Source organism: Brevibacillus composti (assembly GCF_016406105.1).
In the GTDB taxonomy this organism is placed as follows: domain Bacteria; phylum Bacillota; class Bacilli; order Brevibacillales; family Brevibacillaceae; genus Brevibacillus; species Brevibacillus composti.
The window spans coordinates 1214602-1235557 of record NZ_CP066308.1; the positions used below are offsets into that span (position 1 = coordinate 1214602).

Annotated in this window: 18 protein-coding genes; 17 read left to right on the top strand and 1 reads right to left on the bottom strand. The window is 56.0% G+C overall.

Annotated features, from left to right (window positions below; all coding sequences use genetic code 11):
* Positions 1 to 326: 326 nt before the first annotated feature.
* From JD108_RS06275 to JD108_RS06330, 13 genes are all read left to right on the top strand, one after another.
* Positions 327 to 1007 carry an O-antigen ligase family protein gene (locus JD108_RS06275; protein ID WP_198829036.1) on the top strand — a complete coding sequence of 227 codons (681 nt, stop codon included), beginning with the start codon at positions 327 to 329 and terminating at the stop codon, positions 1005 to 1007.
* Positions 1004 to 1471 carry a polysaccharide deacetylase family protein gene (locus JD108_RS06280; protein ID WP_198829037.1) on the top strand — a complete coding sequence of 156 codons (468 nt, stop codon included), beginning with the start codon at positions 1004 to 1006 and terminating at the stop codon, positions 1469 to 1471. The genes JD108_RS06275 and JD108_RS06280 overlap by 4 nt, the downstream gene beginning before the upstream one ends.
* Before the next feature lie 10 nt (positions 1472 to 1481).
* Positions 1482 to 2636 (top strand): glycosyltransferase family 4 protein, encoded by a 1155-nt coding sequence (locus JD108_RS06285; protein WP_198829038.1) that lies wholly within the window; start codon positions 1482 to 1484, stop codon positions 2634 to 2636.
* Positions 2623 to 3258: a PIG-L deacetylase family protein gene (locus JD108_RS06290; RefSeq protein ID WP_198829039.1), complete on the top strand. Its 636-nt coding sequence runs from the start codon at positions 2623 to 2625 to the stop codon at positions 3256 to 3258. The genes JD108_RS06285 and JD108_RS06290 overlap by 14 nt, the downstream gene beginning before the upstream one ends.
* On the top strand, positions 3255 to 3725 hold the full coding sequence (locus tag JD108_RS06295) for a WbqC family protein (protein ID WP_198829040.1): 471 nt from the start codon (positions 3255 to 3257) through the stop codon (positions 3723 to 3725). Before JD108_RS06290 ends, JD108_RS06295 begins: the two co-directional genes overlap by 4 nt.
* A gap of 10 nt (positions 3726 to 3735) precedes the next feature.
* Positions 3736 to 3870 carry a hypothetical protein gene (locus JD108_RS22550; RefSeq protein ID WP_267459309.1) on the top strand — a complete coding sequence of 45 codons (135 nt, stop codon included), beginning with the start codon at positions 3736 to 3738 and terminating at the stop codon, positions 3868 to 3870.
* A gap of 119 nt (positions 3871 to 3989) precedes the next feature.
* The gene (gene dpaL, locus JD108_RS06300; protein ID WP_228728327.1) at positions 3990 to 5246 is read left to right on the top strand and encodes a diaminopropionate ammonia-lyase; all 1257 of its coding nucleotides are present in this window, start codon (positions 3990 to 3992) and stop codon (positions 5244 to 5246) included.
* A gap of 115 nt (positions 5247 to 5361) precedes the next feature.
* A complete protein-coding gene (gene lepB / locus JD108_RS06305) occupies positions 5362 to 5922 on the top strand; it encodes a signal peptidase I (RefSeq protein ID WP_198829041.1) in 561 nt (186 codons plus the stop codon).
* Between the two features lie 219 nt (positions 5923 to 6141).
* The gene (locus JD108_RS06310; RefSeq protein WP_198829042.1) at positions 6142 to 7641 is read left to right on the top strand and encodes a helix-turn-helix domain-containing protein; all 1500 of its coding nucleotides are present in this window, start codon (positions 6142 to 6144) and stop codon (positions 7639 to 7641) included.
* Positions 7642 to 7793: 152 nt separating this feature from the next.
* Positions 7794 to 9458 (top strand): urocanate hydratase, encoded by a 1665-nt coding sequence (gene hutU, locus JD108_RS06315; protein WP_198829043.1) that lies wholly within the window; start codon positions 7794 to 7796, stop codon positions 9456 to 9458.
* A gap of 15 nt (positions 9459 to 9473) precedes the next feature.
* Positions 9474 to 10751, top strand: coding sequence for an imidazolonepropionase (gene hutI, locus JD108_RS06320; RefSeq protein ID WP_198829044.1), 1278 nt, complete (start codon positions 9474 to 9476; stop codon positions 10749 to 10751).
* Between the two features lie 123 nt (positions 10752 to 10874).
* A complete protein-coding gene (locus JD108_RS06325; RefSeq protein WP_198829045.1) occupies positions 10875 to 12221 on the top strand; it encodes a YjiH family protein in 1347 nt (448 codons plus the stop codon).
* Between the two features lie 178 nt (positions 12222 to 12399).
* Positions 12400 to 13404: a glycerophosphodiester phosphodiesterase family protein gene (locus JD108_RS06330; protein WP_198829046.1), complete on the top strand. Its 1005-nt coding sequence runs from the start codon at positions 12400 to 12402 to the stop codon at positions 13402 to 13404.
* Here JD108_RS06330 and JD108_RS06335 read toward each other — a convergent pair.
* On the bottom strand, positions 13385 to 14620 hold the full coding sequence (locus tag JD108_RS06335; protein WP_198829047.1) for a stalk domain-containing protein: 1236 nt from the start codon (positions 14618 to 14620) through the stop codon (positions 13385 to 13387). The two genes, JD108_RS06330 and JD108_RS06335, sit on opposite strands and share 20 nt — an antisense overlap.
* A gap of 160 nt (positions 14621 to 14780) precedes the next feature.
* Here JD108_RS06335 and JD108_RS06340 point away from each other — a divergent pair, with 160 nt between their 5' ends.
* From JD108_RS06340 to JD108_RS06355, 4 genes are all read left to right on the top strand, one after another.
* Positions 14781 to 15470: an FHA domain-containing protein gene (locus JD108_RS06340; RefSeq protein ID WP_198829048.1), complete on the top strand. Its 690-nt coding sequence runs from the start codon at positions 14781 to 14783 to the stop codon at positions 15468 to 15470.
* A gap of 164 nt (positions 15471 to 15634) precedes the next feature.
* A complete protein-coding gene (locus tag JD108_RS06345) occupies positions 15635 to 17704 on the top strand; it encodes a penicillin-binding transpeptidase domain-containing protein (protein ID WP_198829049.1) in 2070 nt (689 codons plus the stop codon).
* Positions 17697 to 19730: a peptidoglycan D,D-transpeptidase FtsI family protein gene (locus tag JD108_RS06350; RefSeq protein WP_228728328.1), complete on the top strand. Its 2034-nt coding sequence runs from the start codon at positions 17697 to 17699 to the stop codon at positions 19728 to 19730. Before JD108_RS06345 ends, JD108_RS06350 begins: the two co-directional genes overlap by 8 nt.
* A 406-nt stretch (positions 19731 to 20136) precedes the next feature.
* Entirely contained in the window at positions 20137 to 20781 is a 645-nt protein-coding gene (locus JD108_RS06355) for a pyridoxamine 5'-phosphate oxidase family protein (protein ID WP_198830011.1), read from the top strand.
* Positions 20782 to 20956 lie beyond the last annotated feature (175 nt).

A 20956-nucleotide genomic window follows, 5' to 3' on the forward strand; every position in this document is an offset into this window, starting at 1 on the left:
CTGGCTGCCGGTGGATCTCACCTTGCTATTTGCCTGTCTCACCTTGTTCCACCTGACGATGTCGATTTATCGTCAACAGTATCGAATCCCGCTCTCGCTCTTCTGGTTTTGGGGGCTTGCTTTTCTGTTTCTCCCGCCGCTCTTTTGGATGGACGGGTCGCCGTATGGGACGGAAAAGGTGCTGAAGCTGTTCAGCCTGACGATGCTGGCCGCGGTTGCCCCGCTTTTTTTGGTAAAAGAGGCATCGGACATCCGCCGTGTGCTTCAGGCCATGACCTGTCTGGCCCTGCTGATGGGGGCCGACAGTTTGGTGAACGGCGATCGGCTTGCTGGCCGTCTTCCTCTTGCTGCTGGTCGGTTCGGGCTCGCGCGGGCCGCTGCTCTCTCTGCTGGCCGTGGCGGTGTTGGCCGGCCCGCTTTTTTACATGAAAAAAGCAAAGCAGATGATGAGCTTCTATCTGGGACTGCTGGTGCTCGGCACCGTGATGGCGTTTTCTCTCTCGTGGCTCCCGCCGGAAGCGACGGCGCGCATCCACAGCTTTCTGGAAGGAGACCTGGGGGAATCGGAGCTGTCCAGACTCAAGGCTTATCAACGCTCATGGGAGACGATCGGCGCCCATCCGCTGGGGATTGGCTGGGGCGGCTTCGCCCGCGAGATTAATCTGTGGCCGGGCGAGGCCAGACAGTACCCGCATAACATCTGGCTGGAAATTGCGCTGGAGGGCGGATGGCTGGCGGCGATCGGCTTTTTCGCGCTGGTCGCAGCCTGTTTCGTCAGGCTTTGGCGCCGTCTGCACAGTTTTGAGGCGAGGGCGCTGTTCGCGCTGTTTTTGTACGTGAATCTCAATGCGATGGTGAGTGGCGACATCAATGACAACAAGCTGCTGTTTGCGCTGGGAGGGATGGCATTGGCCGCCGCACCGGACCGGAAACAAACTGCCCCGCAGGAAGGGCAGAATGACGTCACGAACGAGACCGATCGTGACAAGGGAGGTCAAAAGTTGTGACTCGCAGGTTCCTATGGCGTCTCTATTCCGATTTTCTGATGCCCTCCAGGCTGCGACTCTATGAAAAGCTGCTGGAAGAAGCTGGCGACCGGGGGTATGAGCTGCATTCCGTCGCCTCCTTTTGGGAGGTGATCAAAGAGGGCGGCCCGCATACGCATGCCCGCTATCTGATATTGCGCCATGATGTGGATACGGATGTGAGAACAGCCAGAGCGATGTTCGCGATCGAACAAAAGCGGGGAGCCAGGGCTTCCTACTACTTTCGCCTGTCGACGCTGGATGTGCCGTTTATGAAGAGCATACACCAGGCGGGGTCGGAGGCCAGCTATCACTACGAGGAGATCGCCGCCTTCGGCAAGCGGCGCGGCTGCTCCGGCAGAGAGGAAGCAGGATTGACGATGCCAGGCGGAGTGGATGAGCTGCTGCTCCAGAAAGGGCTGCCGCTGCTGCTGATGATCGGTTAGGAGGGAGAGCATGAGCAGGAAGGTCGTCCATCTCACGTCCGTTCACGGCGCGTATGACACGCGCATTTTTCACAAGCAGTGCAGAACGCTGGCCCATCGCGGGTATCGGGTGGTGCTGATCGTCCCCCATCCGCAGCATGAGCAAAGGGAAAACGTACAGATCCGGGCGGTTCCTCTCCGCTTTAGCCGATGGGCGCGCATGACGAAAACCGTGCGCGATGTCTACCGGGCGGCATGCGAGGAAGACGGCGAATTGTACCACTTTCACGACCCGGAGCTGATTTTTGTGGGACTGCTGCTCAAGCTGCGGGGGAAGAAGGTCATCTACGACGTGCATGAGGATGTGCCCCGGCAAATCCTGAGCAAGCACTGGATCAAGCCTTGGGTCCGGCTATTGGTGGCCAAGGCGGCGGAAGCGGTGGAGGCGGCCGGGGCACGCTGGTTTGACGCGATCGTCACCGTGACGGACAAAATAGCCGGGCGGTTTCCCCGCGAAAAGACCTGGCTCGTGCAAAATTTTCCGATGCTGGAGGAGTTCGTCCAGCAAGGTGGGTACCACTCGGGGGAAAAAGAAGAGGCGATCGCCTTTATCGGCGATATCAGCATGATTCGGGGCGTGAAGGAGACGGTTGAGGCATTGGCCTTGCTGCCCCAGGGCTCGCCTGTCCGGCTGAAGCTGGCCGGCCGTTTTGTGCCGCCCGAGCTGGAACAGAAATTCGCCGCGATGCCGGGCTGGGAGCGGGTAGATTACCTCGGCTGGCTCTCGCGGGATCAGGTCAGGCAGATGCTGACCCGCGTGCGCTGCGGAATCGTTCCCTACCAGGCGGTGCCTAATTACACAGATGCACAGCCTAACAAGCTGTTTGAATACATGGCGGCAGGACTCCCGGTGATCGCCTCCGACTTTCCCCGCTGGCGGGAATTCGTCGCCGGTGCCAACTGCGGCGTCCTGATCCCGCCCGAAAATGGCGCGGCGATCGCCGAAGCGATTCAGTCGCTGTGGGATGAGCCGGAAGCGGCCCGGGCGATGGGAGAGCGGGGCCGGAGAGTGGTGGAGGAGCGATGCCACTGGGAAGCGGAAGCAAACGTCCTGATCGCGCTGTATCAGCAATTGTTGCCGATTGTACGGGAGGAAAGGAGGGAGGGGGCAGATGAATCCGCATAGAATCTTGATTTTGGCTCCCCATACGGATGATGCGGAGCTGGGATGCGGCGGAAATATCGCCCGTCTGACGGAGCAGGGGGCAGAGGTTTATGTGGCGGCGTTCTCCACAGCGGAGGCATCTGTGCCAAAGCATGCCCCGCCGGATACGTTGGAACAGGAGTTTTACGCATCGATGTCGATTCTCGGGGTGCCGCGGGATCGGCTTTTTGTTTTTCATTACCCGGTGCGCTGGTTTTCCAGCCTCCGCCAAGAAATTCTCGAAGAGCTCGTCTCGCTACGCAATATCGTAAGGCCGGAGATGCTGTTTTTGCCCTCCAGCCAGGATATGCATCTGGATCACCAGGTCATCCACCAGGAAGGCTTGCGCGCTTTCAAGGAAACGACTGTCTTCGGCTACGAGTTGCCGTGGAACCAGCTCGCTTTGTCCGCTCAGGCCTTTATTTCCTTGGAACCGCGCTTTGTCCAGCGAAAATGGGAGGCGCTTTCCGCCTATCACTCCCAGATCGAGCTGCGGCGCTCCTACTTTACCCGGGAGTTCATCGAGGGGCTGGCCCGGATGCGCGGCACGCAGATCAAACGTGAGTGGGCAGAAGCGTACGAAGTGCTGAGGCTGATCTTATGATTGTCGCGATCCATCAGCCCAATCTGTTTCCCTGGCTGGGCTTCTTCGACAAAATGGCGCGGGCAGATCTGTTCATCCTCCTGGACCATGTCCAATTCACCCGACGCGGCTATCAGAACCGGGTGCAGCTGAAAGGGCCGCAGGGCTTGCAATGGCTGACCGTGCCCGTGAAGTCCAAAGGGCTGTATCAGCAGCTAACCTGCGACGTGGAGATCAACGGGGAGGCGGGCGATTGGCGTCAGGCACATCTCAAAACTCTCGAACGGCTCTACCGGGGAGCGCCTGGCTACGCGGAGCTGATCCCGGCTGTGGCGGATTTGTATCATTCCCCGCAGACGAGATTAGTCGACCTGACCATCCCGGCCATCGAATGGATCAAAAGCAGGCTGGAAATCGATACCCCTATCCGCCTGGCTTCGGACCTGCCAGTAGCGGGCACTCGCTCGGCTTTTGACCGGCTTGAATGATTGGCCGCAGATGACTGTGGAGCAGCTTCGCTATTCTGCCCGTACGGCCACCTTTGGTCCGCAATCGCTCAGCTATGTGATCATCGAGAAGCAAGAGCAGCAGAGGGTAACCGAGCAGTTGCACAAAGCTCTGCGCGCCCCCTGAAAGGGTGTGGCCCCCAGCCTCGAGGAACCCGGCCGATTTCTATTGCTGCGCGGGGAGAAGTCGTATATATTGGCAGAAATGGAAATCACCAGGCTTGGCAGACGTGGGAGGGGGAATTGATGGTGGCACAAAGAGAGGAAATGCAATTCGTTTGGGGAGCGGCAGGGCGAAAGAGCGGAGGGGAAGAGTCGCATCATGCGGGGGATTTGGGACATCTGGACGAAAAGGCGGCGGCTGATGCGCTCCGTTTCCACCGCAGCTTTGCCGCCTACGAGCCTACGCCGCTGCGCGCGCTGGACCATCTGGCACAGGAGTGGGGCGTTGGCGGGATATTTGTCAAAGATGAATCCTACCGCTTCGGACTCAACGCATTCAAGGTGCTGGGGGCTGCCTACGCGATCGGCTGCTGCCTGAGCCAGCGGCTGGGAATCCCAATAGATGAGGCCAGCTTCGAGCTGCTCCGCTCGGCGGAAGCCAAGCAAAAGCTGGGAACGATTACGTTCGTGACCGCGACAGACGGCAATCATGGCCGGGCGGTTGCGTGGGCTGCCCAGCAGTTGGGACAAAAAGCGGTCATCTACATGCCGAAAGGGGCGGCGCAGGAGCGGGTCGAGGCGATTCAGCAGACAGGAGCCGAGGTGATCGTCACCGACGGCAATTACGACGAAGCGGTGCGTCTGTCCAGCCGGATGGCCGAGCAGCATGGCTGGCAAGTGGTACAGGACACAGCCTGGGAAGGGTATACCGAGATTCCCCGGTGGATCATGCAAGGATACACGGTCATGGCAGCGGAAGCGATCGCGCAGCTGCAGGAGAAGACCGGTCGGACGAGACCCACGCATGTCTTCCTGCAGGCGGGTGTCGGTTCGATGGCAGCGGCTGTTCTCGGCTATTTGGTCAACCGCTTCGCTGACGATCCGCCGCTCGCGGTCATCGTCGAACCGGCCGCGGCGGACTGCATGTACCGCTCTGCGCTGAGCCCGGACGGCTCCCCGTATGCGGTAAGCGGCGACTTGCACACGATTATGGCCGGACTGTCATGCGGCGAGCCTAACCCATTTGCCTGGGAGATATTGCGCGAGCATGCCGCTGCGTTCGTCCGCTGTCCGGATTACGTCGCGGCACAGGGGATGCGCCTGCTCGCAGCGCCGCTCGGCGGCGATCCGCGGGTGGTGAGCGGAGAGAGCGGAGCGGTGGGCATCGGTGTGTTGGCCGAGCTGATCAGAGACGGGCGGCAGGCGGAGCTTCGCGAGCGGCTTCAATTGGGAGCGGACTCGGTCATTCTCTGTTTCAGCACCGAAGGGGATACGGATGCCGGGCAGTATCGGGAGATCGTCTGGGACGGGAAGCATGCGAGGCCCTCTCAAGATCGCTAAAACGGGAAGGACCGCTTCGGCGGGGCGCCTTTCGTTTTAAGAATTTTGGATCAGCGGCCGTTTTATGCTATGATAACGTTCTAGAAGATTTCGCAAACGAAAGGCGGAATGGCCGATGAAGCTAAAAGAACTCTGGGAATGGGTCCGTTCATTGGCATTTGCTCTGGTGCTTGCGCTCGTGCTCGGCATCTTTGTGTTCCAGCCGTTTAAGGTAGACGGTCATTCGATGGACCCCACTTTGCAGGACCAGCAGCGAATCTATGTCTGGAAGCTCTCCCATACGTTTTCGGTGATGCCGGACTACGGCGACATCGTCGTGATCGACAGCCGCGTGGACCGCAAGCGCAGTTTGCAGGACGACCTCGTCGGGCATCCTTTGATCCAGCTTTTCCTCGGGACGGAGGAGCAGAACTTCCGCTTCGTGAAACGCGTGATCGGCAAACCGGGAGATATCGTGGAAGTGAAGGATCATCAGCTCTACCGCAATGGCGTTCTCCTGGAAGAGCCGTATATCAAGGAAAAAATGATCGATAAAGACCGCAGATGGGAAGTGCCGCCCAATCACGTCTTTGTGATGGGGGACAACCGCAATAACAGCCTGGACAGCCGCGAAATCGGCTTCATCCCGCTGGATCACGTCCTGGGAAGCAAAATCGAGTGGAACCTCAATCAGTAAAGGGTTGCCTGAAAGGGCAGCCCTTGCTTTGTTTATGGGTACTGTGTTCAAATTGGTAAGAGGAACGGCACCGTAGAGAGAAGAAGCAGGTTTCCCTGCGGAGCGGACAGTCCGAGCTTCCATGCAGGGCGGAGAACGGAGCCGAGCAGGGAAATATGCTTCTTCTCGCTACAGCCGCGCTACGAGCGCGATTCACTAGACTTTTCGGGAGGTACCTCCATGACCACACTCTTGATCGCCGACCGGGATCCCAACGAGCGGACCGGCATCAGCTGGCTTGTGTCCACCTGCGCAATTCCCTACGACCGGGTGCTTACCGCAGGGACCGTCACCGAGCTGCTGCGTGCGCTGGAGGCAGAGCGGCCGGATGTTATCTGCATCGAACTGGATATGGTGCCCAAAGAGGACTGGGAAAGGCTGAAGCTGCTTACCTCGCTCTACAAGCCGACGGTCGTGGTCACCACGCTGGAGGCGACGTTTGAGCGGGCTTTGCAGGGGATTGAGCTCCATGCCGTCGATCTCTGGCTCAAGCCGCAATCGCCGGAGCATATTCGGCGCACCCTGACGCGCTGTTGCCAGGAGCGGATGGCGAGGGGGACAGCACGGGTGGAGCAGGCCGATTCGCTCGGGTCCGCCTTATCGTACCGCAGTCTGTTTCTGCCGCTGGAATCGCCAGGGAAGGGCCTTCGGCTGATGCTGCTGCAGTTGGAGGACACGGACAAGCATGGGGAGCTGCTGAACTTTCTGGAGACGTATCCGTTTCGGGAGAAGCCGGTGTTGCTGCCGCTCAGCGATGTGATCGTCTGCATCTTTTCAGAGGAAAAGGATACGCCCTTGTCGGCCGGGCAGGAGATCGGCAAACGGCTGCTGATGGATTGGGAGGAGCAGCATGCGGAGCCGCTCTCTCTGGTATTGTACGATTCCACCGATGAGATGCTGAGTCTGAACCAGAAGTACCGGTATGCGGTGGAAGCCCTGGATATCCGTTTTTTTAAAGGGTATCGGCAGATCTCAACCGTCCAGAACAAAGTCAACTGGGCCGTGATCGACCCTTTTTTAACCCCGGCAGAACAGCGGGCCTGGGTGGACATGCTGCACGACGGCGACCGCGAACAGCTCAAGCAGTGGATGTACCGGCAGTTTCTGCACAAAGCGGAGCCTTACCCGGAGCCGGGCCTGTTGCGCATTCGGCTGACCAGCATTCTCGCACAGGTGAGAAGATTCATGAAATCCCAGGGACTGGATGAGGGAGCGCTGGAGGAAAAGTATCTCCGGGTGTTTGACACCATCTTGTACACGCCGGTGCTCTACCGCATTGTTCAGGATTTGCTGCTGTTCATCTACGAGCTGCTCGATTCCGTGACGATCCACCGGGATGAGGCCCGCCTCGATATCGTGGAGCAGGCGATCCGCTACCTGGAGGAAAATTACGCGCGGGCCGATCTGCGGCTGGAAGAGGTCGCGCGGCATGTGGATCGCAGTCCCGCCTACTTCAGTTCGCTCTTGACCCAGCGGCACGGCGTTTCCTTTCGCCAGCTCCTGACGACCATCCGCTTGCGGGAAGCCGAGCGACTGTTGCTTTCGACACGCTTGTCGGTCCAGGAGGTTGCGGAGCGGACAGGCTTTGTGAATGCCAATTACTTTAGCAAAATTTTTAAGGAAAAGAGCGGGACAACCCCACGTTCATTTCGAAATCAAAAGAAAAGAGAGAAATCGTAAATTTCTCTCCTTTTCTATGGAAACGCTTACGAATTCTCTTTTCTGATCCGTAAAAACCGGCAGGAAATCGAAAGCCGCATGCCTGTTTTTCCCCGATTCGCCTCTTCTATACTAAATACAGAAAGATGATTTGGGAGAAAGCAGGTGGGATTATGACAAACACACAGAAAATTCAAGATCTGATCAAGCAATTTTCCGGCACCACGCTTCACACGAAAGGCTGGGTCCAAGAGGCGGCCCTGCGGATGCTGCTCAACAACTTGAACGAAGATGTGGCCGAACGTCCCGAAGACCTGGTCGTCTACGGCGGGATCGGGAAAGCGGCGCGCAACTGGGATTGTTTCGAGGCCATTGTCAAAACATTGCAAAACTTGGAGAGCGACGAAACGCTGCTGGTTCAATCCGGGAAGCCGGTTGCTGTGTTTAAAACGCATACCGATGCGCCTCGCGTGCTTTTGGCCAACTCCAATCTGGTGCCAAACTGGGCGACCTGGGAGCATTTCCACGAACTGGACAAAAAGGGCCTGATGATGTACGGGCAAATGACCGCCGGCAGCTGGATCTACATCGGCAGCCAGGGCATTGTGCAGGGGACGTATGAGACATTCGCCGAGTGCGCCCGCCAGCATTTTGGCGGCACGCTGGCCGGTACGATCACGGTCACTGCCGGTCTGGGCGGCATGGGTGGCGCACAGCCGCTCGCAGTTTCCCTCAACGGCGGCGTCAGCATCAATATCGAGATCGACCGCACCCGGATTCAGCGCCGTCTGGATACCCGCTATCTCGACGTGATGACGGAGAGTCTGGATGAAGCGCTGAAACTGGCAGAAGAGGCAAAAGCGGCGAAGAAAGACCTCTCCATCGGTCTTCTGGGCAATGCGGTCGATGTATTGAACGAGATGCTGGAGCGAGGCTTTACCCCGGATGTACTGACGGACCAGACCTCGTCCCACGATCCGCTGAACGGCTATATCCCGGTAGGCATGACGCTGGAAGAAGCCGCCGCGCTTCGCAAGGCAGACCCGGAAGCCTATGTGGCCCAATCGAAAGCCAGCATCGCTGATCACGTCCGCGCCATGCTGAAGCTGCAGGAGCGGGGAGCCATCACGTTTGACTACGGCAACAACATCCGCCAGGTGGCGAAAAACGAAGGCGTGGAAGATGCGTTCCGCTTCCCGGGATTCGTTCCGGCCTATATCCGTCCGCAATTCTGCGAGGGAAAAGGTCCTTTCCGCTGGGCAGCGCTGTCGGGCGATCCGGAGGACATCTACAAGACAGACGAAGTGATCCTGCGTGAATTCGCCTACAATACGCATCTCTGCAACTGGATTCGCATGGCGAGAGAGCGCGTCTCCTTCCAAGGGCTGCCGGCGCGCATCTGCTGGCTGGGGTACGGCGAGCGGGCTCGCTTTGGCAAGATCATCAACGACATGGTGGCTCGCGGCGAACTGAGCGCGCCGATCGTCATCGGACGCGATCACCTCGACTCCGGCTCTGTGGCTTCGCCAAACCGCGAGACCGAAGCGATGAAAGACGGCAGCGACGCGGTAGCGGACTGGCCGATCCTGAACGCTTTGATCAATGCCGTTGGCGGTGCCAGCTGGGTATCTGTCCACCACGGCGGCGGCGTCGGTATGGGCTACTCCCTGCACGCGGGCATGGTCATCGTCGCTGACGGCACTCCGGAAGCGGAAAAACGCTTGGAACGCGTCCTCACCACAGACCCGGGCATGGGCATCGTCCGCCATGTAGATGCCGGCTATGAGCTGGCTGTGAAGACGGCCAAGGAAAAAGGCGTTCATATCCCAATGCTGTAAGGAGGAGAATGCGGCATGACGAACAAACCCGTATGGATTCGCCGGGCCAGTCAGCTCGTGACGCTGGCGGGCGGATCCGCGGCGCCGGTAACCGGCAAGCGCATGAACGAACTGGGGATTATCGAAAACGGCAGCCTCTGGCTGGAAAACGGCCGCATCGAAATGGTCGGCACGGATGAGGAGCTGGCGGCGGCCGTCGGCGGGCGAGCGGAGGAGGCGGAGATCATCGACGCCTCCGGCAAGCTGGTCACGCCGGGCCTGGTCGATCCCCACACTCATCTGGTCCATGCCGGAACCCGCCAGAACGAATTCAATATGCGATTGAATGGCGCGACGTACATGGAGATCATGAATAACGGGGGCGGCATCCACGCGACGACCGCAGCCACCCGTGCGGCTGATCACCAGACGCTGTACGAAGAGAGCAAAAAACGACTCGATCTCTTCCTGCTCCATGGCGTGACCACGGTCGAAGCGAAAAGCGGCTACGGATTGACGCTGGAAGATGAGATCAAGCAGCTGGAGGTGGCGAGGCAGCTCCATGAGCAGCATGCTGTGGACATCGTCAGCACGTTTATGGGCGCCCACGCGGTCCCGCGCGAGTACAAGCATGATCCGGAGGCTTTTATCGAGCTGGTGATCCGCGAGATGCTGCCGGAAGTAGCCCGGCGCGGCCTCGCCGAATACAACGACGTGTTTTGCGAGCGTGGCGTCTTTACGCCGGAGCAGTCCCGCCGCATCCTCGAAGCAGGCGTGGCGCTTGGCCTCAAAGCCAAGATTCACGCAGACGAGATCGAACCGTATGAGGGGGCAGAGCTGGCCGCGGCGATCGGTGCGGTATCGGCTGATCACCTCCTGCGCGCCTCAGACAAGGGCATCCAGATGATGGCCGAGGCGGGCGTGATCGGCGTCCTGCTTCCGGGAACCGCCTTTTTCCTGATGGCCGAGTCGGCCAATGGACGCAAGATGATTGATGCGGGGATGGCGGTCGCGATCTCGACAGACTGCAATCCCGGTTCTTCCCCGACGGTTTCCATGCCGCTGATCATGAACCTGGGCTGCCTGAAGATGGGCATGACCCCTGCCGAGGTATTGACTGCGGCGACGATCAACGCCGCACACGCCATCGGGCGAGGCGGCCAGATCGGCAGCCTGGAGCAGGGCAAACAGGCAGACGTGACGATCTTCGACGTGCCGGATTACATGACGCTGCAGTATCGCTACGGTGTCAACCATGTGCATACCGTGCTGAAAAAGGGGCAAGTCGTAGTAAAGCACGGCCAACTTCAATAAATACGGGAGAGAGCGTGACAGATGCGCTCTCTTTCGCCCCTCACGGGGATTAGAGAGAATAGTCGGATAGGCAGTGGAGAAGTCAGAATAGTTGGTCACCATTATGTCGATAGGAGGAGTCTTATGGAACAGCAACCCCAAAAAGAACTTGCGCTCGAATCTCGGCCGCCAACGTTCCCCACATCATCCGTCCATGCCTGGAAGTTCATTGTCTTTAGTCTGATCGGCATTTTTATGTTTTTCATTCCCTTGTCGGTAGACGGGAAATCCTCAATACCGCTCGACCACATCGTGACCTGGCTGCGCGGAACCGTTCCCGCTGCCGTCCCGTTCTACGCCTTTCTGGTGATCCTGCTCGGGGCGATCTATCCCTTCGCAGCCCGCACCTGGAACAAAGACCGCGTCAGCATCGTCTTCTCCCTGTTAAAAGTGCTGGGGGCCGTCGTAGCTGCCTTGATCCTGTTTCAGGCAGGGCCAGCCTGGCTGATGGACAAGGATATGGGACCGTACCTGTTTGAAAAGCTGGTCATCCCGGTCGGTTTGGTCGTGCCGATCGGCTCCATTTTCCTCGCGCTTCTGGTCGGCTACGGGCTGCTGGAGTTCATCGGCGTGATGGTGCAGCCGATCATGCGTCCTGTCTGGAAGACGCCAGGCCGCTCCGCGGTCGATGCGGTCGCCTCCTTTGTCGGCAGCTATTCCATCGGACTGTTGATCACCAACCGCGTGTTCAAGGAAGGCAAATACACGGTGAAGGAAGCGGCCATTATCGCCACCGGCTTTTCTACCGTTTCGGCCACCTTTATGATCGTTGTGGCCAAAACGCTCGATCTGATGGCGTACTGGAATCTGTACTTCTGGGTCACCCTGGTCGTTACCTTTTTGGTCACGGCGGTGACTGTGCGCATCTGGCCGCTCAGCAAGATGAGCGACGAGTACTACGACGGCAAAGGAGACCCGGAAAAGGTGATTACGGGCCGCCGCCTGCAGCACGCCTGGGCGGACGCGATGAAGGCTTCGGCCACCTCCCTGTCCATCGGCAGGAACATCTGGGAAAACCTGCGGGACGGCTTTATCATGACCATGAGTATCCTGCCTTCGATCATGTCCGTCGGCTTGATCGGAATGGTCCTGGCTGAGTACACGCCTGTCTTTGACTGGCTGGCCTATCTGTTCTACCCGTTTACCTGGCTGCTGCAAATTCCGGAACCGTTTTTGGCTGCAAAGGCGTCGGCCATCGAGATTGCGGAGATGTTTTTGCCCGCGCTGATCGTCACGGGAGCCCCGCTGGTCACCAAGTTTGTCATCGCCGTGGTGTCGGTTTCGTCCATCCTGTTCTTCTCGGCGACGATTCCCTGCATCCTGTCCACTGAGATTCCGATCAGCATCCCGCAATTGATTGTCATCTGGCTGGAACGGACCATCCTCACGCTGATTTTTGTCACACCGATTGCTTATCTTCTTCTGCCATGAGAAGCGAATAATAGCTGATGACAGGCTGGCTGCCCACCAAAGGGGAGTCAGCCTCGTTTTTGTTTCCGGACAATGGCCCCGCGGTAGGAGGGTAAGCCGTTCCATCTACTCGGCTCGCGGACGGGAGGAGAGAATGGTATCCTGTAAAAAGCGAATCCATACACAAAAGGAGGGCGTCATGGGCAAGCGGAGAAAAATAGGGAAGAAAAGGCTGTTTTCCTTGCTTTTTTTGCTTCTGATCACGTTTATCTATGTGAATAACAGCCATCTTTTTATAAAAGGGGAGGCGAAAGCTCCCTGGCTGCTGGCGCATCGGGGCTTGGCGCAAACCTACGGCATGGAAGGAATTACGGGCGAGACGTGCACAGCCGAGCGGATTTACGAACCGGAGCACCCCTACCTCGAAAACACGATACCTTCGATGCTGGCTGCATTTGAGGCCGGAGCCGATGTCGTGGAGTTTGACATACAACCGACGAAAGACGGCAAATTTGCAGTGTTTCACGATTGGACGCTCGATTGCCGGACAGATGGAAAGGGCGTAACCAGAGAGCATACCTGGGAAGAGTTGAAGCGATTGGATGTCGGGTATGGCTATACAGCCGATCAAGGGAAAAGCTACCCGTTCCGGGGAAAAGGCAAGGGGATGATGCCGTCGCTCGATGAGGTGCTCAGCCGCTTTCCCGACAAGGACTTCTTGATTCACATCAAAAGCAACGATCCGCGCGAGGGAGAAGAATTGGCCGCGTTTTTGTCGGCGATTCCGGCGAATCAGATCTCACGGCTGACTGTATATGGCGGCGATGAGCCGATCCGGACGCTGCAGGAGCGGATGCCCGCACTCCGGGTGATGTCGAAAGCCAGCATGAAGAGCTGCTTGCTTCCTTACATCGCTGTCGGGTGGACAGGCTATGTTCCCTCCGCATGCGCGCATACACAGCTGCATATACCGGAAAAGATAGGGCCGTGGCTCTGGGGCTGGCCCCATCACTTCGTACAACGAATGGAGCAGGCGGATACACGAGTGATCGTCGTAGGGGGAGACGGGAGCGACTTCTCCAGCGGCTTTGATGCACCCGAGGATCTGGATAGACTGCCTGCTTCGTATTCGGGCGGCATCTGGACCAACCGTATAGATCGAATCGCTCCCCTGGTGCCTCGCTCTATTTCACACTCTCATTGATCTTTTGCATCGCTGCCTGTTTGATCAGACCCAGTCTCCACAAGGCATAGCCCTTAAGGTTATAGCGCTTGGCCAGGCCGAGCTTCTGGGTTACGGACTGTTCGTTTTCGCTGCCCATGGAGATCCCGAGGATCAGTTTTTCCTTGGGAACATGGGCCAAAGCCAGGCGGATGGCTTCGTCGACTCTGTTCATCGGCTCTGGATTTTTCTCATCCTCATAAGCGTAGGCCATGATGACGATGTCGTCTGCCAGATTGCCGAGTGTGGCATAATCATAGCCTTTGTAGGCTCCGTTAAGCGGGTGAAGAATCAGCGTGAGCGGAATCCCCCGCTGTTTGGTTTCACCCGCGAGCTGCTGAACGAATTGATTGAATTTTTCTTTGACACCGGTGACGTCGCCGTTCAGGCCCAAGCCCTCAAAATCGAGCGCGATGCCGGTCAGGCCCTTTTCCTGAACGATGCTGAGCATTTGTGCAATCGCCTTTTCTTGCAAGCCTTCGTTTTCAAGCAGCAGGGTCAGCTCGCCGTTTGCATCCCCGGCAAACACCATCAGGTAAGGAGCGGAGCCGTTCAGCTTGACATCGCTGATGATCGATTCGGGCGTGACCTCGCCGGCAGGCTTCGGCCAGTAAAAATCCTTGCCCGTCAGTGTGAGATTGCCCCCCTGGTCAATGCGGCTCCAGCCAAATGCGACCGAATCAAAGGCTGGCATCAACTCTCGTTGGGAAAAAGAAGAGATGGCGTAAAAGGCCATGCCGTACATGTCGCGTACCGGCGATGCGATGGAGACGGTTCTGGTATCCTGATTCCAGTCTACTTGCGCCCCGAACTGCTCACTGAAGAAACGCAGCGGGATGAGCGTGCTTCCATTTGTCTCATACGGCGCTACCGGGAGCGTTACGGTTTGTCCATCTACTGTGACCAGCGGATTGTTCAGCTGCATCAGGACTGTTTTTTCCCCTTGGTCTGTGGACTGGATTGCGGTAATGGATTGTGTTTGTGCTTCCCATTGCACGCGGATGCCCATTGCTTCGGATATAGCGCGGAAGGGAACCATCGTCGTGCCGTTGATCGTCGTCGGCGGTGTCGGGAAGGGGAGCGGATAGCCGTCGAGAAGAATGGTGGTTTGCGTAGTTGCGGCAGCGGCGGATTGCTGCCCTCCGCTCAACGAAACAAGACAGATGGCAAGAGACAGCGTCAGCTTTCGAAGGTTCATATTGGTAAACAATTCCTCTCTAAACTGTAATCATTTTACACGAATAGGTATAACAGTTCTGCAAAGAGGATGCAATGAAATTTTTTCAAGGTATTGACTTTCCATAATTTTCTTATCTAAATAAAGGAGGGAACTTTCCATTCGTATGAGGTGATGCAGGTTGGAAGACAGCGTCTATCTTTTGATCCAAAAAGGAGACCCTGAACAGTTTCAAAGACGAATATTCCTCACCCAAAATACGTATACGATCGGACGAAGGGGCAATCGGTACGAGCCTGACATCGCGTTTTCCAACCCGTACGTTTCGCGCAAGCATGCAGAGATTTGGAAACAGGACAAGCATTTTGTCATTTCCGACCTGCACAGCAAGCACGGTACGGAGGTAAACGACGAGGCGGTAAGTGATGATCCGCGAATCCTGCGCAACGGAGATCGCATTCGATTAGCTAAGGGAGTGGCAGAACTGGTTTTCTTTTCGCAAGCGGATGAATTGGAAGCGACAAAGGAGTTCACGATTCCACTGGCAGCTTGTGCAGATCAGCAAACGGATACGGATTTGGTTATTCATCTGGAACGCAGAGAGATTCGTCTAGATAATGCCCGCTTCCATCTGTCCGGAAAAGATATGGATTTGCTCATCCTTCTCTATTCGCGAGCCAATCAGGCTGTTAGTTACGAGGAAATTATGGTGTCAGTTTGGAAGGAGAGGTCATCTGTAACGGATCGTAACATCCCTGATGTGGGACGGGCGGAGATCAATGCCCTGGTATATCGGTTGCGTAAAAAATTGGGCCGCCATGGGAAGAGAGTGACAACTATTCCACGATATGGCTATATGTGGGAAAAGTAGAAAAGGGGCTGAAGAACAGCCTCTTTTTATTATGGTTCCATAGACAGAAAATTCCCCCACTTATGATCGTTTTATCATCGTTATTTCATTTATATGTGATTGTCTATCCATTTCTCTTCGCTGCCGGCTGTACTATCCTTTGCGGGGGGAGGGAAATTTTTATCATGAATAAGATCAGGGTGTTTTACTGGGTTTTGTTGTTCTTGCTCCTCTCCGGCTCTGGTGCTGTCTTGGGAATGTATTGGCTGAACGGGCCGCTGTCGGAGGAAGAGCAGGCGAAAGCAGTCTTTTCAGAGTATGTGAGGAAGTGGGAGGAGAAACAATTTGGCGAGATGTACGAACAGCTCTCACTGGAAAACAAAACCACATTGACGAAAGAACATTTTATCAAGCGCTATCAAACAATTTACGAGGGTATAGAGGCTAAGGAGCTCAAGGTTGAGGCCATCTTTCCGGAAAACATCAAGCAAGAGGCAGATGGAGTGATTTCCTTTCACTATCGGATCAGCATGAATACCTTTGTCAGGGAGATCACCTACACAGGCAGAGCAACCTTGCTGAAAGAGAAGCAGGGGAACCGCAAAGACTGGTTTATCGTCTGGGACCCCAGTTTTTTGTTCCAGGGCATGCAGGAAGGTGACAAGGTATTGGCGAGCACAATCCCTCCCGAGCGAGGGGAAATTATTGACCGTGCAGGCAGGGTGCTTGCAACCAGCGGAAAGGTGATTGACGTCGGCATCAATCCTGACGAGTGGGCGCAACTCACGCAACAGGAGAAAAATCAGGTAAGCCTTCTTTTGCAAGTGCCTCTTCCCCAGCTGACGACACTTATCCAGAGTCAATCGGCACGCCCCGCCACCAATATCCGGATAACCACCGTACAGGAAGATGATCGCCGTTTAGAGCAATTGAAACATATACAGGGCATTGTGCTGAGGCCGAAAAAGGTCAGATATTATCCGTATGGAGAGGCAACTGCCCATCTGATCGGCTATTTGGGTGTTATACAGAAAGAAGAGTTGGAGAAGCGCAAATTGCAGGGGTATCGGTCTTCCGACATGATCGGCAGGACTGGCTTGGAACAGCTCTATGAGGAAAAATTACGGGGAGTACCTGGAGGACGAATCTCCATAACGGACGCAGAGGGAAAGGTAAAAAAAGTCCTGGCTGAAAAAAATGCAGAAGATGGTGAAGACTTGATCCTTGCCATCGATGCCGAGCTACAGCGTGTCATCTACGAAGAATACAAGCAGGACGCGGGCACTGCCGCCGCCATTCAACCCCGGACGGGAGAGATTTTGGCCCTGGTCAGCGCTCCGGCGTATGATCCGAATGACTTCGTGACCGGGATGTCAGCTGCGGAATGGCAACGGATCAACGAGCACCCGCAAAAGCCCTTGCTCAACCGTTTTACCCGAGGCTATGCGCCGGGATCTACATTGAAGCCGATTACGGCAGCCATCGGTTTAAAGCAGGGTGTCATTTCCCCGCTGGACGAAATGAACGTGAGAGGCTTGCACTGGCAAAAGGATGGATCCTGGGGAAATTACTACGTCACACGCGTCAGTGACCATCAGGCACCCGTCAATCTTCAAAAGGCTCTCGTCTACTCTGATAACATCTATTTTGCGCAAGCGGCACTGGCCATCGGGGAAGACCTTTTTGTACAGGAAGCGGAAGAGTTCGGCTTTGGCGAAGCCCTGCCCATCCCTTATCCGCTGGAACCTTCCAGGCTGTTTACGGACGGGATGACAAACGAGATTCAGCTGGCGGACTCAGGTTACGGGCAAGGAGAAGTGACCATGACACCGCTGCATCTTTCACTCGCATACAGCGCGTTTGTCAATGAAGGAAGCATGATCTATCCCCGCTTGTTTCGAGACGAGTCGACCCCGGCTTACTGGAAGGAGGACGTGATGCCGAGTGAAGTGGCGTCGCGGCTTCGCCAAGACCTGCTGCGTGTCGTGGAAGACCCGCTGGGAACCGGCAGGGGAGCCCGTACCAATGGCATGCGGATCGCCGGCAAGACAGGAACGGCGGAGTTGAAACAAAAAAAGGGAGAGCTGGGAAAGGAAAACGGCTGGTTCGTCGCATTTGATGCCGATCATGCGGACTTTCTAATCGCGATGATAGTGGAGGATGTCAGAGGACGCGGTGGGAGTCATATCCTCGACGCGCGGATCAAAAAGATCTTTTCATATGTGCTGAATCAAGCGGGGAAAAAACATGAGTGAGACTATACTGGATCGAGATCGAAAAAAGCGCGTAGCCCGGTTGCAGATCATCTTTGTCGTCGTTTTTCTCCTGTTTGCAGCCATCATCCTGCGGTTAGCCCAATTGCAAATCAAACAAGGGAAAGAATACGCAGTGGATCTGGTTACGCGCTCCACAAAAAAAGATGCTGTTCCCGCCATGCGGGGGAATATTTACGATCGCAACCGGAATCTCATCGCGGAAAGCATTCCTTCTTTTCACGTCGTCTTTCGGGAAGAGGAAGCGATGGAAAAAGGGGATTACCTTTGGATTGCAAACAGGCTGGAGGCGATTCTCTCCCATACCGACAAAGCGACGATATTGAAGAGAATGGATGTTGGATACGACTACGTGAATGGCTCGTTGATTCGCGTGGAGCGCAAGCTGCCGAAATACCTCGAAAAAGATCTGAAATCGGATCTGGGTCCCTTGGAAATCGCTGCATTGGCCGAACATCGTGAAGAGCTGAAAGGAATCGAAGTAGTAACAAAGCCCATCAGAAAATACAATGCCAAACAGATCGCCGTGCAGGCAGTCGGATATGTCCGTCCTTTTCATATCGCGGAAAATTTGGGAATGGAAGGATACAAACAAGAACAGGATCGCTATCTACCCACGCAATTTGTCGGCTTTGATGGAATTGAGCTTTTTTATGAAACAGAGCTTCGCGGCGAAAATGGATACCGGCTGTACGAAGTGGCTGCCGATCAAACGATAATCCGGGAGCTGGAAGGAATGGCCCCTGTCAGGGGAAATGATCTGATCCTGACTTTAGATGAGCGTGTCCAACTGGAGGTTCGGGAGTATATACGGCAGTTTCTTCCAGAGCTGCGTGCGAAAATACCAGAGGCCGCTCATGCAAAGGGTGCATACGTCGTCGCAATGGAAATCGATACGGGGAAAATCGTGGCGATGGTCAGCTACCCGGAGTACGATCCGAATATATGGATGGAAGGGCCTGATCAGCAAACCTATGAACAAATTCAGTTGTCTGTTACCAATGGAACGATTCGGGAAGCACCGTATGATACAAGGCCATTAACGGGGGAGGAAGCCGTACAGGAAGGCCATAAACATCCGAGATCGATTGTCCCATCCGGATCTGTGCTCAAGCCCATCACGATACTGCTCGGCTTGCAAGAAGGAATTATCACCCCGCATGATCGATGGAATGACCCGGGCGTCTATCGATATGGAAAGGGAACCGATCGAGTAAAAAACGACAATGGACAAATTCATGGCATTCTGACACCGGAGAAGTCTTTGCAAAAATCCTCAAACACCTATATGGCCAAAATCGGTGAGCAATTGGCCCGTACAAAAGGAAGAGAATCGGTATCCCTTTTGCAGAAGTATTATCACGCATTTGGCATCGGTATCAAAACGGAAGTGGATTTGCCTTACGAAAACAAGGGAAAAGAAGATTTTATGGTCATGAGTGAGCAATACGGTCCCCTCGCGGCAATGGTACAAGCCTCCTTCGGGCAGCAGGCAAGGGCGACGGCCATGCAATTGGCTCAGTTTGCAGCGACCATCGCAAATAAAGGGGTGCGCCTCAAGCCACAGATGGTGGAAGCCATCATCAGCCCAGATGGAAAGACGCTCCGTTCCTTTGCGCCGAGTGTCATCAGCACATTTCCGCACCCGGACGAATACTGGGACATCCTTACCGCCGGCATGGTGATGGTGACGAAGCCAGGAGGGACGGCAGTTCGTGCCTTTGAAGGACTTCCGTATCAGGTAGCTGCCAAAACCGGAACCTCCGAACAGGATATCTACGTTCCTTATAAGCAAGTAGTGGATGAAACGGGCAAGGCCAAAACAAAATGGAAATTTCACCGAAGAATTACGAATGGCGTCAGCATCGCCTATGCACCTGCAGATAAGCCGAAATTAGCCGTGGCCGTGATCGTACCAGAGGGCGGGTACGGCGGACGTTCAGCGGCTGTCATCACGCGTGCCGTATTTGAAGCCTATGACAAGCATATAGGGCTTACCCCGTTTTGACCCGGGGCTGCGGTGAGAAGAAACCCATGTCTCCCTGCGCAGCGACAGTGGAGCGGACTGTCCCAGCATCCCTGCAGGCGGAGCCCGGAGGTAGCAGGGAGACATGCTTCTTCTCACTATGGCCGCGATTTCAAGCCTCACTAGACTTTAAAACGGACGAGCTGGTTGCATACAAGCATTGGATACCGAAGAGATGCACATGTGACAGGAGCGAAGAAAAAGTTCCTGGTGACGATTCGCGCTTTTCAACCCGAGCGGGGATTCTTCCCGGGGTCTCGCAGTTTATGAACAGGCACGCAGGAAAATAAAAAATGGCGTAGATTGATTCTCCCATGATGCTGATCGCGGCCAATCTGTGCTAGGATAGAGAAAATAGATGAAAAATTCAGTAAAGCGGGGAGAGCAGATGACACAGGAGAAGCAGAATGTATTTCGAGAGGTCGTGTCCACCGAAGCAGAGCTGCGCGAATGGATGGGAGAATCCAGCGAGGTCGTCAAGAGAAAGGTGATTACGCATCTGGACGAGCACTGTATGCAATACATCGCCAAAGCCCCTTTTTTGATCGTGGCGACAGCGGACAGGGATGGCTACTGTGACGCGTCGCCCCGCGGAGATGCGCCGGGGTTTGTCCACGTGATCGACGAGCATCATCTGGTGATCCCGGAGCGTCCGGGCAACCGCCGCATGGATTCGATGCGCAATATCCTGACCAACCCGCAGATCGGGCTGATCTTCATCATTCCCGGCCTGGAGGAAACCCTGCGGATTAACGGACGGGCTTTTGTCATCCGGGATGCGGATATCCTGGAGAAGATGGCGGTTCAGGGCAAAGTGCCGGCGATCGGGATCGGCGTCCGCGTGCAGGAGTGTTTTGTTCACTGCGCCAAGGCGTTCAAACGCTCGGGCTTGTGGACGCCGGAGAAGTGGTTGGCAAAGGAAGAACTGCCGTCCATGGCCAAAGCGCTGGCTGACCATGTGAAAATGCCCGGCATGACCGAGGAAGAGATGGCCCGCTCGCTGGAGGAAGCCTATACGAAACGCCTCTACTAGCTTGCTCAAGACTACAGCCTGATGCGGATCTCCGTCCGCCGCAAGCCGGGGACATTCCCCGGCTTGCGGCGTTTTTTTGCCTTTCGGTGCGGGGAGAGAGTTGTTCCCTTTTTTTGGGGGGGCAGTTATGCTACACTACCATCGTGTGAACAGAAACCACTCGGACGGGAGGAAG

What these genes read in the sequence shown, in the direction of transcription:
- JD108_RS06285 (WP_198829038.1), top strand. Translation starts at nt 1,482, where the DNA reads ATGAGCAGGAAGGTCGTCCATCTCACGTCCGTTCACGGCGCGTATGAC.
- JD108_RS06290 (WP_198829039.1), top strand. Translation starts at nt 2,623, where the DNA reads ATGAATCCGCATAGAATCTTGATTTTGGCTCCCCATACGGATGATGCG.
- JD108_RS06295 (WP_198829040.1), top strand. Translation starts at nt 3,255, where the DNA reads ATGATTGTCGCGATCCATCAGCCCAATCTGTTTCCCTGGCTGGGCTTC.
- JD108_RS22550 (WP_267459309.1), top strand. Translation starts at nt 3,736, where the DNA reads ATGACTGTGGAGCAGCTTCGCTATTCTGCCCGTACGGCCACCTTTGGT.
- dpaL (WP_228728327.1), top strand. Translation starts at nt 3,990, where the DNA reads ATGGTGGCACAAAGAGAGGAAATGCAATTCGTTTGGGGAGCGGCAGGG.
- lepB (WP_198829041.1), top strand. Translation starts at nt 5,362, where the DNA reads ATGAAGCTAAAAGAACTCTGGGAATGGGTCCGTTCATTGGCATTTGCT.
- JD108_RS06310 (WP_198829042.1), top strand. Translation starts at nt 6,142, where the DNA reads ATGACCACACTCTTGATCGCCGACCGGGATCCCAACGAGCGGACCGGC.
- hutU (WP_198829043.1), top strand. Translation starts at nt 7,794, where the DNA reads ATGACAAACACACAGAAAATTCAAGATCTGATCAAGCAATTTTCCGGC.
- hutI (WP_198829044.1), top strand. Translation starts at nt 9,474, where the DNA reads ATGACGAACAAACCCGTATGGATTCGCCGGGCCAGTCAGCTCGTGACG.
- JD108_RS06325 (WP_198829045.1), top strand. Translation starts at nt 10,875, where the DNA reads ATGGAACAGCAACCCCAAAAAGAACTTGCGCTCGAATCTCGGCCGCCA.
- JD108_RS06330 (WP_198829046.1), top strand. Translation starts at nt 12,400, where the DNA reads ATGGGCAAGCGGAGAAAAATAGGGAAGAAAAGGCTGTTTTCCTTGCTT.
- JD108_RS06335 (WP_198829047.1), bottom strand. Translation starts at nt 14,620, where the DNA reads ATGAACCTTCGAAAGCTGACGCTGTCTCTTGCCATCTGTCTTGTTTCG.
- JD108_RS06345 (WP_198829049.1), top strand. Translation starts at nt 15,635, where the DNA reads ATGAATAAGATCAGGGTGTTTTACTGGGTTTTGTTGTTCTTGCTCCTC.
- JD108_RS06350 (WP_228728328.1), top strand. Translation starts at nt 17,697, where the DNA reads ATGAGTGAGACTATACTGGATCGAGATCGAAAAAAGCGCGTAGCCCGG.
- JD108_RS06355 (WP_198830011.1), top strand. Translation starts at nt 20,137, where the DNA reads ATGACACAGGAGAAGCAGAATGTATTTCGAGAGGTCGTGTCCACCGAA.